Below are 13,033 nucleotides of genomic sequence, written 5' to 3' on the forward strand. Positions count from 1 at the left end.
GGGGTCAGCGAACCGGGCTGTCCTCGCGGGCGCGCGCGGTGTCGACACCGCTCAGCTCGCGGTCCGACTCGTCCACCGGCAGCGCCTCGTCGCCGCCCTCGCTCGACTCGTTGTCGGCCGGCGGCAGGCTCGCGATGACCGGGATCGCCTCGGTGATGGTCGGCACCATCGGCACCATGATCGACCCGTCCTCCCGGCGGTGCCGCGCCTTCGAGCTGAGCTTCGGCATCCCCTCGATGAGCGGCCCCTGGTCCTCGAGGGGCACGATCACGTCGCGGCCGGGCGCCACCTCGTACTCGACTCCCCGCACCGAGAAGGCGACCGGGTTCTGTCCCTCGAGGACGGTGAACGTCATCACCTCGCGCCGCAGCGTGACGAGGAACCGCGTGCCGTGCCAGATCAGCCGGAACCGCAGCTCCGGCCACGACGCCGGCAGGCGCGGGTCGAAGCTGAGCACGCCGTCGTGGTCGCGCATCCCACCGAAGCCGGACACGAGGCCGCTCCACACGCCGCCCGCCGACGCGACGTGCACGCCGTCGCGGGTGTTGCGGTGCAGGTCGGCGAGGTCGACGTAGAGGCTGTGCAGGAAGTAGTCGAGTGCCAGGTCCTGGTAGCCGATCTCCGCCGCGATGATCGACTGCACCACGTTCGACAGGGTCGAGTCGCCGGTGGTCAGCGGGTCGTAGTACTCGAAGTCGGCCCGCTTCTCCGCCTGCGTGAAGTGGTGGCCGAGCAGGAACAGCGCGAGCACCACGTCGGCCTGCTTGAGCACCTGGAAGCGGTAGATGACGAGCGGGTGGAAGTGCAGCAGCAGCGGCTTCTGGTCCTCGGGGGTGTTCTCGAGGTCCCACACCTCGCGCTCGAGGAAGTGCGCGTCCTGCGGGTGGATGCCGAGGCTCGCGGAGTACGGGATCGCCATCGCCGCGGCGGCCCGCTCCCAGTCGAGGATCTCCGTCTCGCGGAGGTTCAGCCGGGCGACCATCCGCTCGTACTCCTGCGGCCGCCGTGCGGCGACCTCGCGCACGCTGCGGGCCGCGTACATGAGGTTGTAGCGGGCCATCGCGTTCGTGAAGAGGTTGTCGTTGACGACCGTGGTGTACTCGTCGGGACCGGTGACGCCGTGGATGTGGAAGCTGTGCCCGTCGCTGTTGCGCCAGAAGCCCAGGGTCACCCACATGCGCGCCGTCTCCACCGCGATGTCGACCGCGCCGTTCGCGAGGAAGGCGATGTCCGCCGTCGCGTGCATGAACTTCGCGAGGGCGTACGTGATGTCCGCGTTGATGTGGTACTGCGCGGTGCCGGCCGCGTAGTAGGCCGACGCCTCCTCGCCGTTGATGGTGCGCCAGGGGAAGAGGGCGCCCTCCTCGTTGAGCATCCGGGCCCGGGCGCGGGCGCGCGGCAGCATCTCCTGGCGGGCGCGCAGCACGTTCCGGGCCCACAGCGGGTTCGTGTAGGCGAGGTAGGGCAGGACGTAGATCTCGGTGTCCCAGAAGTAGTGGCCGCCGTAGCCGCTGCCGGTGACGCCCTTGGCCGGGACGCCCAGCCCGTCCGCCCGCGCGGAGGCCTGCGCGAGCTGGAACAGGTTCCAGCGCACCGCCTGCTGCACCTCGTCCTGGCCGGCGATCTCGATGTCGGCGCGCGCCCAGTACTCGTCCAGCCACTCGCGCTGCGCGGCGTACTGCGCCTCGATGCCCTCCATGAGGGTGCGGTCGAGCGTGCGCCCGCACCGGTCGAGCAGCTCGCGGGTCGGCGTGGTGCGCGACGAGTGGTAGGCGACCACCTTGGTGATCTTCACCGGCTCGCCCTTGCGGCCCTGCACGCTGTAGACGTTCTTCGCGAGGTCGGGCTGGATGTTCCGCTCGACGCGGTAGTCGCTCTTCGTCTCGATCAGGTGGTCGGCGGCGAGGGCCACGCGCATCCCGGATCTCGCGACCTTGTAGGTGAGGACGCTGCGGTCGCCGTGCTGCCAGTGCTCCCCGGGGATGAGCACGCGGTCCTCGATCCGCTCCGCACGCCGCGGGTCCATGCCCTCGTGCGTGCCGGTGCCGCCGTACTCGTCCTCGCCGTCCTGCCGGTTGATGAGCTGGCAGGAGATGGTGAGCGGCGCATCCGCGTCGAGGAGGGTCACCTCGAGCGTCATGACACCGAGGTGCCGCTCGGGGAACGACACCATGCGCGTCGTGACGACCTTGACCCGCTTGCCGGCGGGAGTCAGCCACAGCAGGGTGCGGCTGAGCACGCCGGTCTTGAAGTCGAGCGAACGCTCGTACTCGAGCAGGTCGGCGTCATCGAGGGCGAGCGGCTCGTCGTCGACGTAGAGCCGCATCACCTTGCTGTCGGGGGCGTTGACGATGGTCTGGCCGACCTCCGCGAAGCCGTACGCCTGCTCGGCGTGCCGGATCTTCCACGTCTCGTGCAGGCCGTTGACGAAGGTTCCGTGCTCGTGCGCGACGCGGCCCTCTGCGCTGTTGCCGCGCATCCCGAGGAAGCCGTTGCCGACCGCGAACAGCGTCTCCGAGACGTCCATCGCCTCCGGGTGGTAGACCACCTCGCGCAGCCGCCACGGGTCGACCGGGAAGCGGTCCCGGTCGAGGGTGGGGCGCGCCTGCTTGGCCGGCGCTTCGCTCATCGGTCCCCTCCAGCCAGGACCCCGAGGTCCTCGATCACCACGTGCGCTCCCGCGTCGAGCAGGGCCTGCTCCCCCACGCCGCGGTCCACGCCGATGACGAGCGCGAATCCGCCCGCCCGGCCGGCCGCGACGCCCGCGATCGCATCCTCGAACACGATCGTGTGCGCCGGGTCGCTGCCGAGAAGCCGCGCGCCGTAGACGAACATGTCCCCCGCCGGCTTGCTGGCGAGGTGCTCCCGCGTGGCGACGATACCGTCGACGAGCACCGGGAAGCGGTCGCGCAGGTGCGCGCCGACGAGCACGCGCTCGGCGTTCGCCGAGCTGGACACCACGCCCATGGGTACGCCCTTCGCCTGCAGCTGATCGAGGAGCCGCACCGAGCCGGGGTACGGGGCGACGCCCTCCTCCTCGAGGATGCGCGAGAACACGTCGTTCTTCCTGTTGCCGATGCCGCACACGGTGTCCGCCGACGACGGGTCGGTCGGCGTCCCCCATGGCACCTCGATGCCTCGGGACGCCAGCACCCCGGCCACGCCGTCGTAGCGCTTCTTGCCGTCGAGGTACTGGAAGTAGTCGTCGTCGGTGTAGGGCGCGGTCACACCCTTCGCGGCGAACAGCTCGGTGAACATGGCCCTCCAGGCGTGCATGTGCACGTCGGCGGTCGGCGTCAGCACGCCGTCGAGGTCGAACAGGACGGCGCGGTAGTCGTCCAGGTTCGGAAGCCCGGTGGAAGTCAGCGGATTCTCCGTAGGTCGAGAGGGAAGGTCGCCGGAGGTGGCGGGAGTCGAGCAGCCGTGGACGCCGCCCGGTGGCCGCCCTGGTCGGCGTCCGCCGTGAGGAATCGATCGCGGTGTGCCGGCGCTCGAACCAGGCCGCGACGCCGGGGCCGACAGAAGGATAACCCCGGGCGACACGCCGCCCCGCGCACCGCCGCGCTCCCGTTCGCGTTCCGCATGCCCGATCCACGTCCTGCGGGGCTACCCGGTTCAGGTTGCCGGGGGCGACTGCGGGCGTGTCGACGGGCGCGCGCCGCACTCAGCAGGACTTTCTGCAGTCAGCAGGAGCCGGAGAGCGTCCTCATCCTGTCGAAAGCAGAGAGTCCTGCTGAAGGGGACGGATCGACGTCGGGTCGGCGACGCGACAGTCGGCGGTCATTGCGGTGAGTCGCGGCGGCGGTGTCGGCGCGTGCCGATACGTTCCGTCGCGAGGCGCTCGCCTCCACTCCCCCCGACACCGAGGAACCATCCCGAATGAAGAAGACGATCGGCATCGCCGCGGGCATCGCCGCCGCGCTGACCCTGCTGACCGCCGCGCCCGCCACCGCTGCGACCGCCACCTCCACGATCTACGTCCCCGACGGCTTCGTCTCGTCGCTGAGCGGCACTCGCGCCGCCGGTCACTACGAGGTGGAGGGCACCAAGCTGCACATCTGGACCGACGAAGCTGAAACCGGCTACCCCCAGAAGGTCGCCGAGTACGTCGCCACCGACACCCCGCTCTCCGCGGCGGACGACGCAGCGCTCGACTACACGGCCACCTCGGGAGGGGCGCCGGGCTTCCAGCTGGTGGTCGACCTCGACGGCGACGGCGACAAGGACGGAATCCTCGTGGGTGAGGCCGCCTACAACGGAGACTGGTGGCTGGCGGACATCTCGGCCAGCACTCCCGACCTCTCGACGGCTCCGGGTCCCGCACATGGTTATAAGCACGCGGGCGACCTCGCGAGCTGGACGAAGGCCTTTCCGGACGCCGACGTGATCGCGTTCGGCTTCTCCCTCGGCTCCGGCGTTCTCGGCGACGGCGTCATCAACTCGATCACCCTCGCCGGCACCACGTACACCTTCGGCGAGCACGTCGTGCTGGCGGGCAAGAACGAGTGCAAGGCGGGCGGCTGGGCGAACAGCACCAAGCCCGTCTTCAAGAACCAGGGGCAGTGCGTGAGCTTCTTCGCCACCGCGAAGTAGCAGCCGAACCAGAACACGAAGGGGCCCGCGACAGCACGCCGCGGGCCCCTTCTTCGTCGTGTCCGCGTCAGGCGGCGGCGCGCCGCAGCCCCTCGACGAGCGGGAGGGCGGGCCGGCCGAGCAGGCGGCTGAGATCGCTCTCGGCCACGTCGAGCGCTCCTCCGCGGATGCTCGCGTCGAGCGCGGTGACGAAACCGATGGTGCCCTCGTCGAGGCCGAAGCCGGCGAGCCGCTCGCGGTGCTCGTCGGTGCTCAGCGGCACCCAGCGGACGGGCCGGCCGAGGATCTCGGTCATCGCGGAGGCGAGGTCGGCGCCGGTCCACGGCTCGTCGCCGGACAGCTCGTACACCGCGTTGTCGTGGCCGGGCGTCGTAAGGACCACCGCGGCCGCCTCCGCGTACTCGTCACGGGTGGCGCTCGCGATGCGGCCGTCGCCGGTGCTCGCCGCGTACTCGCCGCTCTGCTCGGCGTCGGCGAGCGGCTTTGCATAGTTCTCGGTGTACCAGTTGTTGCGGAGGATGGTGAACGGGATGCCCGACTGGCGCACCAGGTCCTCGGTCGCCTCGTGGTCGGGGGCGAGCGGCAGGTCGCTGCTGTCCGCCTTGGGCGCGCTCGTATAGACGAGGTGCCGGACGCCCGCGCGCTTCGCCGCGTCGACGACTGCGGCGTGCTGCTGCACCCGCCGGCCGACCTCGCTGCCCGAGACGAGCACGATGGCGGTCGCCCCCTCGAGCGCGGCCGCGATCGTCTCCGGCCGGTCGTAGTCGAGGACCGCCGTGCGGACGCCCGTGCCCGAGAATCGGCCGAGCTTCTCCTCGCTGCGGCCCGTGGCCACGACCTGCTCGGGCGTCACTCCTCGCGCGATCAGGTGCTCCACGATGAGGCTGCCCAGGTTGCCGGTCGCTCCGGTCACGACGATCGTCATGCTGCTCCTTCTGTCGATCTCCTCCTCGGCTCAACCCGGAACGGTGGCGTCTATTCCGGGCGGATCCGCACCTCGTTCGGCCGGTCCGCCCCCGCCGGCGATCGGTCGCCGCCCCCGAGATTGCACGGGATGGCAGGAAGGTTGCAGGCCCGGGATCGATCCCAGAGGGCGCCGGCGCCGTCAATACGCTCGCCATAGTTCCCGCAGACCCGCGTTCCCGAGGAGAACCCCCAGTGCCCAACCCGCTCGCCGACCAGCTCCGCGCCGCCGGCGCCACCACCGTCCTGACCCCCGCCGACCCGGGCTTTCCCGCCGAGCTCGCCGCCTTCAACCTGCACACCCGGCACAACCCCGACGTGGTGGTGGCGGCCGGTACCGCGGGCGACGTGGTCGCCGCACTGCGCGTCGCCCAGGACCAGGACGTGCCCGTCACCGTGCTGGGCCTCGGCCACGGCGTCCTCCAGGACACCGAGGGCGGCATCGCGATCTCCACCCGCGGACTCGCCTCCGTCCGCCTCGACCTCGAGAACCGCACCGTGCGCGTCGGCGCCGGCACCGCCTGGAAGGAGGTGCTCGAGACGGTCACCCCGCACGGTCTCGCGGCCCTCTGCGGATCGAGCCCGGAGGTCGGCGTCATCGGCTACGTGCTCGGCGGCGGCCTCGGCCCGATCGCCCGCAGCTACGGCTTCGCCGCCGACCACGTGCAGTCGATCGAGGTCGTGACCCCCGCCCACGGCCTCGTGACCGCCTCGGCCACCGAGAACCCCGACCTGTTCTGGGCGCTTCGCGGGGGCAAGGGCGGCTTCGGCGTCGTCACGGCCATCACCCTCGACGTCTTCCCCATCGAAACCGTCTACGGCGGCGGCCTCTTCTTCGACGGCGACGACGCGAAGGCCGTGCTCGACGCGTTCGCCTCCTGGTCCGCGACGCTGCCGCTCTGCGCCTCGGCATCCCTCGCGCTCATCAACGTGCCGCCGCTGCCCGACCTGCCCGAGCCCATCCGGGGCCGCTTCGTCGCCCATCTCCGGTTCGCCGCGCTCGACGACCCCGCCCGCGGCGAGGAGATCCTCGCTCCCATGCGCGCCGTGGCGACCCCGCTCCTCGGCGCGATCGGGCTGCTCCCCTACGCGCAGCTCGGGCTCATCCACTCGGACCCGACCACGCCGATGCCGGTGAACGAGGGCGGCATGCTGCTCCGCTCCCTGGGCCAGGACACGGTGGACGCGCTCTGGGCGGCCGTCGGACCGCACGCACAGCTGCCGCTCGTCGCCGTCGAGCTGCGCGCCCTCGGTGGGAAGCTGGCCGAGGAGCCGCTCGAGCCGAACGCCGTGAGCGGCCGGGGCGCCGCCTACAGCCTCTTCCTGCTCGGCGCCCCCGTGCCCGAGCTGCTCGACACCGTCATCCCGCAGGTGATCGGCGGGGTCTTCGCCGCCGTCGAGCCGTGGCGGGCCGAGGAGCTGCTCGTCAACTTCGTCGGCCGCGCCAACGGACCGGACGCGCTGCGGCGGGTCTGGAAGCCGGCGGTCGCGGAGCGGCTCGACGCCGTTCGCCGCGCCGCCGACCCCGATGGCCGGCTCGCCTTCGGTCCCCGCCCCGCAGCCCTGATCGGCTGACCGCGCGCCCCCGTCCAATCCCCGACTCGGCACCCACCGAACAAGAAGAGCCGGCGCCCGTGGAGGACCCGAACCTCCACGGACGCCGGCTCGCCGCGTCCTCCCTCGTCAGCCGACCTTGTCGCCGATGTCGATCTCCTCGGCGAGGGTGACCTCGGGCTGATCGGCGCCCGCCTGATCGATGATCGCCTGCAACTCCGGATTCTGCATCCAGCGCTGGACGGCCTCCGCGCTCTCCCATTCGTCGACCACGATGACGTCGCCGTCGGCGTGGAAGACCCGGTGGCGGAGGATGCCGCCCTGCGCGAGGGCCAATTCACGGACGTGCTCGAAGGGGTTGGGGTCGCGCGACGCCATCTCCCGCAGCTGGTCGACGGCTCCCTTCGCGCGCATGATCACCAGGGTCGTCATCGGACTCTCCTCTCCCTCGGACGGCTGCCGTTGCAGTCGCCGCCACCGTATTGAGGGCGTGGAGAAGGTGCCCGGGTACTAGGTCCCGGACGCGGTGCGCGGCCCGAAGAGGCCCTCAGAAGTCACTCGCGCGCCTTGCGCGTCTCCTTCGCGTTCGCCTTCTGGATGGCCTCGACCAGCTCGTCCTTGTTCATCGAGGACCGCCCGCTGATGTCGAGCCTCTTGGCGACGTCCATCAGGTGCTCCTTCGACGCGTTCGCGTCGACGCCCCCCTGCGTCTCGCCGCCGCTGTCCACGCCGCCCTCGGCCTTCTTGTCGGACGGGCCCTTCTCGTCCTTCTCCTCCCAGTGGTCGCCGACCTTCTCGTAGGAGTGCTTCAGGGACGCGAACGCGGTACGGCGGGCGCGCTCCCCGTCGCCGCCGTACGTCTCCTCCGCCGACTCCAGGGTCTTCTCGAAGATCTCCTGCGCGTGCTTCGGCGATCGCTGGATCGTCGAGGGCAGGTCCTCCTTGCGGTCGGGCATCCGACTCTCCTTTCTCAGTCCATGCCGGGATCGGTGATGACCCCGGTCGACTCCGCGTCGAGCACGAGATGCTGCGAGCCGAGCTCGCCGGCGAGGGCACGGCCCGCCTCGACCGCCTCCTCCTTGCTGGAGAAGCTCCACGACCGGGACCGGTCGCCCTCCACCTCGTTGACCCACTGGCCTCGCTTGTTGACTGTCGTCACATCCCCGTTCGCCACGGCGCCTCCTTCGATCCCCTCCAGCCAACTCCTCCGCATCGGGAGGGGGAACCCCTTGCGCGCCCGTCCGGAAGGCGAGGCGGAGCCGCCGGATCGCAGCTCGGCGCCGGCGCCGCGTACGCGGAGATAGCAGGAACATTGCACGCCGCATCCGGTCCGCAATCGTTCCCAGCGCGTCAATACGCTCGCTCCGGCGGCCGACCGAAGCGCCGCTCCAGCCTCTTCGACCACAAGGAAGACCCCGACAATGACCACCTCCGCCCCCGCCCCCGTCCAGACCGCGCCGGCCGCACCCGTCCCCGGCAAGACCCTCGGCATCGTCGGCCTCGTGCTGGCGTTCCTCGCGCCGCTCGTCGGCCTCGTCCTGTCGATCGTCGCGAAGTCCCAGTCGAAGAAGGCCGGCGTCAAGAACACCCCCGCGACCGCCGGCATCTGGGTGTCGATCGTCGTCATGGTCCTGACGCTCGTGATCGTCGGCATCACCGTCGCCATGAGCATGTCGGCCGTGAACGCCGCTCTCGAGGTCTGCAACCAGCTCGGCGAAGGCATCTACGAGATCGACGGCGTCACCTACACCTGCGGCTGACCCTCCGGTCGGCGATGTTTGAGGGACCCCCGGCACGAGCCGGGGGTCCCTCGGCGTTTCCCGGGCCGCGGAGAGGTAAGTTGCATGCCGCAACTGAAAGAGGAGATTCCGATGACGACTGTGGCAGCCGGTACGAACTGGGCCGGCAACTACGCCTACCGCGCGGGCACCGTCCACACGCCGCGCAGCGTCGAGGAGCTCCAGGAGCTCGTCCGCGGAGCGGACGCGCTCCGCGCGCTCGGCAGCCGCCACTGCTTCAACGACATCGCCGACAGCCCGGGCGACCTCGTCTCGCTGGCGTCGATGCCCTCCGAGGTGACGGTGGACCCGGAGTCGCGGACCGCGCGCGTCAACTCCGGCGCCAGCTACGGCGCCGTCGCCGGCGAGCTGGAGGCCCAGGGGTGGGCGCTCGGCAACCTCGCGTCGCTTCCCCACATCTCGATCGCCGGCGCTGTCGCCACCGGCACCCACGGCTCCGGCCGCCGCAACGGCTCCCTCGCCGACGCGGTGACCGCGGTCGAGCTGGTGGATGGCGAGGGCCGGCTGCGCCGGTTCGCCCGCGGCACGGACGACGAGTTCCCCGGAACCGTGGTGACGCTCGGCGCGCTCGGCATCGTGACGACCGTCGAGCTTCGCGTGGAGCCGACGTTCCGCATCGCCCAGCACGTCTTCGACGGAGTGCCGTTCGAGGCGGCCCTCGAGCGGTTCCCCGAGGTGATGGGCGCCGCCTACAGCGTGAGCCTGTTCACCTCCTGGAGCGGCCCCGTCTTCGATCAGGCCTGGGTGAAGCGCCGCGAGGACGAGCCCGATCCCGGCGAGTCCTTCTTCGGCGCCCCCGCGGCGCCCGTCGACCGCCACCCGATCGCGAGCATGCCGGCGCTCAACGCGACGCCGCAGCTCGGCGAGCCCGGGCCATGGCTGGACCGGCTCCCCCACTTCAAGCTCGCCTTCACGCCGAGCGCCGGCGAGGAGCTGCAGAGCGAGTACCTGCTGCCGTTCGAGGACGCCGTGCCCGCGCTCCGGGCCGTCGCCGGCATGGCGGACCGGATCGCGCCGCTGCTGCAGATCTCCGAGATCCGCACGGTGCGGGCCGACGACCTGTGGCTGAGCCCGTCGAGCGGCGCCGACGCCGTCGCGCTGCACTTCACCTGGGTGCAGGACGAGGAGGCGGTCCGCGCGCTGCTCCCGTCGCTCGAGGACGCGCTCGCGCCGTTCGGCGCGCGTCCGCACTGGGGCAAGCTCTTCGCCGCCCGGGCCGACCGCATGCGCGACCTCTACCCGCGACTGCCCGAGTTCGTCCGGCTCGCCGAGGCGCTGGACCCGCGCGGGGTGTTCCGCAACGACTACCTCGAGCGGGTCGTCTTCTCCGGCTGATCCTGTCTCGGCGCCGACGCACGCTCGATGCGCCACAGCTCGTCCTGGGCCTGCAGCGCGAGGCGCTGCAGCGTCAGCCCGTCGACCGCCGAGACCGGCTTCGGCGGCGCGCCCCTCAGGCGGAGCGAGCCGACCGGCGGAAACCGCGGGAGTTCGCGGTTTTTCCGGCGTGTTCCCCGCCGTGGCTCCCGTATTGCACACCCTCTCACTTCTAACCTGGGCGCATGTCCTCCGAAATCCGTGCGATCGCCGAATACGGGCGCGCCTCCCGCGCCCCGCGGCCGTTCGACGCGGCGCTGATCGCGGCCGTGCCGCACAGCGACCCCGAGGAGGACCTCGCCGACGACGCCGGGGCGACCGGTCCCCAGTACTGGGCGCGCGCCCGCGTGCCGCGGCCGCCCGTCACCCGCTCGCGCACCGGCATCCAGGTGAGCCCCTATCGGAGTGCGCCGGACGAGCAGGTGGGCACCCCCGAGATGCTCCGCACCCTGCGGCTCGCGGCGCCCGGGCTCATCCGCACCGCCAACGAGATCCTCGACATCGAGGGCCCCATGCCGCTCCCTCGGCTCATCACGCTGCTGGCGCGCCGCTTCGGCGTGCCCCGCCTCGACCCCCAGCGCCGGTACCACCTCGCCCGCGTCATCGGGCCGCAGTTCCGCATCATCGACGACTTCGCGTGGCCGACGGGCGTCAAGCCGGCGACGTGGCGGGGCGCGCGCCGGGTCGGCGACCCGAGCGAGCGGCGCCTCCCCGACATCAGCCGCGAGGAGCTGCAGAACGCGATGGAGTTCGTGCTCGGCGGCGTCGAGGCGCTTCGCCGCGAGGACCTTCTGACCGAGACGGCGACGCTCCTCGGCTACCCGCGCATCCCGGGTCCCGCTCGCCCATGGGTGGAGTCGGCGCTCGACGCCGCCGTCGCCGCCGGACGGTTCCTCGAGGCCGACGGGTTCCTCGGGCTCCGCTGACCCCGCTCGTCTTCGCCGCGAACGCGGCGAGCGGCCGACGTGCGCGGTCGCGGTGATCCGCGACGAGTCGCCGCCCGCGATCGCACGCGGTGAATGCCCGCGCCTCGGCTGCCACTTGATGCGAATCCGCTGAGCAGACCAAGCGACGCGGGCGATGGTCCCGAATCCGCTGCATGTCGATCACGGCGAACACGAGGATCACCTTCCGCGGTGCGCACGTCCTGAGGGAGGCCGCGTTCCCCCTGCCGAAGACGGCACAGGCCCTCGCGGGCGGCATCGCCGCCGGCGCGGGAATCGGGTGAGCCGCCGAGGGCGGGCACGAGCCACCCGCGTGCCCGCCCCGGTCCCGACCGCCCTCCCCCGGTAGAACCGGATCCCGACAGGAGAACTCCATGTCCGCACCTGCCGCGACCGTGGTGCTCGCCGGGACGATCCCGCGGCGGCGGCCCTCATCCGTGCACGGGAGGGCGTGATGCCGTACCAGCCCCACGAGGAGCGCCTCGCCACGGGCGATCCGCTCCGGTCGACCGGCGACGGCCTGCTGGAGAGGATCGCCTCCGGCGACCAGCAGGCGTTCGCCGAGCTCTACGACCTCCTCTCCTCGCGGGTGCTCGGCCTGGCGATCCGGCTGATCCGCGACCGCGCCCAGGCGGAGGAGGTGGTGCAGGAGGTGTTCCTCGAGGTGTGGCAGACCGCGCGCCGCTTCGACGCGCGTCGCGGCACGGCGCTGACCTGGGTGCTCACCATGGCGCACCGCAGGACGGTCGACCGGATCCGGTCCGCGCAGGCGAGCCGCGACCGGGAGACTCGGCAGGGCATCCGGGACTTCCGCCCCGAGTACGACTCCGTCTCCGAGACGGTCGAGGTGCGACTGGAGCACGAGCGAGTGCGCCGCGCCCTGGACCGCCTCACCGCGCTGCAGCGCGAGGCGGTGCTGCTCGCCTACTACGGCGGCTACACGTCCGGTGAGGTGGCCGAGATGCTCCAGGTGCCCGTCGGCACGGTCAAGACCCGCATGCGCGACGGGCTCATCCGGCTCCGGGATGAGCTGGGAGTGGCCGAGTGATGTCCCGGCGGCAGCTCCACAACCTGAGCGGCGCGTACGTGCTCAACGCCCTCGACCGGGAGGACGAGGTCGCCTTCGAGGCCGGCCTCGCGGACTCGGAGGAGCTGCGCGCGGAGGTGATCGAGCTCTCCGACACCGCGGTGGCGCTCGGGCTGGCGGTTGCACCGGTGGAACCGAGCCCCTCGGTGCGCGCCGACCTCCTTGCCCGCGTCGCCCAGCTGCCCCAGCTTCCCGCCATCGCGGAGCAGCCGACGCTGGACGCCAGCACGGTGCGCACGCCGGGGCCGCGGTCCATCCGGTGGAAGTGGCGGGCCCTGCTGCGGGTCCCCGTGCTCGTCCCGATCGCCGCGGTGCTCGCCGTCCTGCTGGCGGTGGTCCTCGGCCCCGCTCTGCTGCACGGGCACGACGACGCGGCGCTCGATGACCTGAGCGCGGCTCGCGATGCGCGCACCACGAGCGTGACGATGGCGGGAGCCTCCGGGGTCGCCCTCCTCTCGTCTCACAGGCTCGATGCCGCCGCGCTGGTCTGGGACTCGCTGCCCGCACTCGAGCCGGGCACCGTGTACGAGCTCTGGTACATCCGCGGCGGAGATCCGACTCCTGCGGGCCTGATCGAGGACGACGCGGTGGCCGGCGATGGCCAGGTGCTCACCGGAGAGCTCCGACCGGGGGTCCAGGTGGCGCTGACCGTGGAGCCCGCCGGCGGTTCTCCCCGTCCCACCGGCACCCCGCTGTTCGTCGTCGAGCCGGCGTGACGG

General features: G+C 71.9%; 14 protein-coding genes. 8 read left to right on the forward strand and 6 right to left on the reverse strand.

Going from position 1 to position 13,033, the window contains the following annotated elements; all coding sequences use genetic code 11:
* Positions 1 to 4 precede the first annotated feature (4 nt).
* Positions 5 to 2,629, reverse strand: coding sequence for a glycoside hydrolase family 65 protein (locus tag J3P36_RS01800; protein ID WP_210505555.1), 2,625 nt, complete (start codon positions 2,627 to 2,629; stop codon positions 5 to 7).
* Entirely contained in the window at positions 2,626 to 3,366 is a 741-nt protein-coding gene (locus J3P36_RS01805) for an HAD family phosphatase (protein ID WP_210506546.1), read from the reverse strand. Before J3P36_RS01805 ends, J3P36_RS01800 begins: the two co-directional genes overlap by 4 nt.
* A 513-nt stretch (positions 3,367 to 3,879) precedes the next feature.
* On the opposite strand from J3P36_RS01805, the gene J3P36_RS01810 reads away from it, so the two are divergent.
* Positions 3,880 to 4,593 (forward strand): hypothetical protein, encoded by a 714-nt coding sequence (locus tag J3P36_RS01810; protein ID WP_210505556.1) that lies wholly within the window; start codon positions 3,880 to 3,882, stop codon positions 4,591 to 4,593.
* Positions 4,594 to 4,660: 67 nt separating this feature from the next.
* On the opposite strand, the gene J3P36_RS01815 is transcribed toward J3P36_RS01810, so the two are convergent.
* A complete protein-coding gene (locus tag J3P36_RS01815) occupies positions 4,661 to 5,518 on the reverse strand; it encodes an SDR family oxidoreductase (RefSeq protein WP_210505557.1) in 858 nt (285 codons plus the stop codon).
* A 233-nt stretch (positions 5,519 to 5,751) separates the two neighbouring features.
* On the opposite strand from J3P36_RS01815, the gene J3P36_RS01820 reads away from it, so the two are divergent.
* Positions 5,752 to 7,131: an FAD-binding oxidoreductase gene (locus J3P36_RS01820; RefSeq protein WP_210505558.1), complete on the forward strand. Its 1,380-nt coding sequence runs from the start codon at positions 5,752 to 5,754 to the stop codon at positions 7,129 to 7,131.
* A gap of 108 nt (positions 7,132 to 7,239) precedes the next feature.
* Here the strand turns inward: J3P36_RS01820 and J3P36_RS01825 are convergent, their stop codons facing one another.
* The 3 genes from J3P36_RS01825 to J3P36_RS01835 form a co-directional block, all read right to left on the reverse strand.
* Entirely contained in the window at positions 7,240 to 7,542 is a 303-nt protein-coding gene (locus tag J3P36_RS01825) for an antibiotic biosynthesis monooxygenase (protein WP_210505559.1), read from the reverse strand.
* 122 nt (positions 7,543 to 7,664) lie between these two features.
* Positions 7,665 to 8,066, reverse strand: coding sequence for a ChaB family protein (locus J3P36_RS01830; RefSeq protein ID WP_210505560.1), 402 nt, complete (start codon positions 8,064 to 8,066; stop codon positions 7,665 to 7,667).
* Positions 8,067 to 8,080: 14 nt separating this feature from the next.
* Complete coding sequence (locus J3P36_RS01835; protein ID WP_210505561.1) at positions 8,081 to 8,284, reverse strand: DUF2188 domain-containing protein; 204 nt, start codon at positions 8,282 to 8,284, stop codon at positions 8,081 to 8,083.
* A gap of 247 nt (positions 8,285 to 8,531) precedes the next feature.
* Between J3P36_RS01835 and J3P36_RS01840 the strand changes: the two genes are divergently transcribed.
* From J3P36_RS01840 to J3P36_RS01860, 6 genes are all read left to right on the forward strand, one after another.
* Positions 8,532 to 8,870 (forward strand): DUF4190 domain-containing protein, encoded by a 339-nt coding sequence (locus J3P36_RS01840; RefSeq protein ID WP_210505562.1) that lies wholly within the window; start codon positions 8,532 to 8,534, stop codon positions 8,868 to 8,870.
* Positions 8,871 to 8,981: 111 nt separating this feature from the next.
* Positions 8,982 to 10,244 (forward strand): D-arabinono-1,4-lactone oxidase, encoded by a 1,263-nt coding sequence (locus tag J3P36_RS01845; protein ID WP_210505563.1) that lies wholly within the window; start codon positions 8,982 to 8,984, stop codon positions 10,242 to 10,244.
* A gap of 224 nt (positions 10,245 to 10,468) precedes the next feature.
* Positions 10,469 to 11,209, forward strand: a complete 741-nt coding sequence (locus J3P36_RS01850; RefSeq protein ID WP_210505564.1) for a hypothetical protein — start codon at positions 10,469 to 10,471, stop codon at positions 11,207 to 11,209.
* Between the two features lie 173 nt (positions 11,210 to 11,382).
* Positions 11,383 to 11,511: a hypothetical protein gene (locus J3P36_RS16500; RefSeq protein ID WP_282595078.1), complete on the forward strand. Its 129-nt coding sequence runs from the start codon at positions 11,383 to 11,385 to the stop codon at positions 11,509 to 11,511.
* Between the two features lie 170 nt (positions 11,512 to 11,681).
* Positions 11,682 to 12,275 (forward strand): ECF RNA polymerase sigma factor SigK, encoded by a 594-nt coding sequence (sigK, locus tag J3P36_RS01855; protein WP_210505565.1) that lies wholly within the window; start codon positions 11,682 to 11,684, stop codon positions 12,273 to 12,275.
* Positions 12,275 to 13,030, forward strand: coding sequence for an anti-sigma factor domain-containing protein (locus J3P36_RS01860; RefSeq protein WP_210505566.1), 756 nt, complete (start codon positions 12,275 to 12,277; stop codon positions 13,028 to 13,030). The genes sigK and J3P36_RS01860 overlap by 1 nt, the downstream gene beginning before the upstream one ends.
* The last annotated feature ends 3 nt before the right edge of the window (positions 13,031 to 13,033 follow it).

Origin of the sequence: Naasia sp. SYSU D00057 (genome assembly GCF_017916505.1) — a bacterium.
Taxonomy (GTDB): domain Bacteria; phylum Actinomycetota; class Actinomycetes; order Actinomycetales; family Microbacteriaceae; genus Naasia.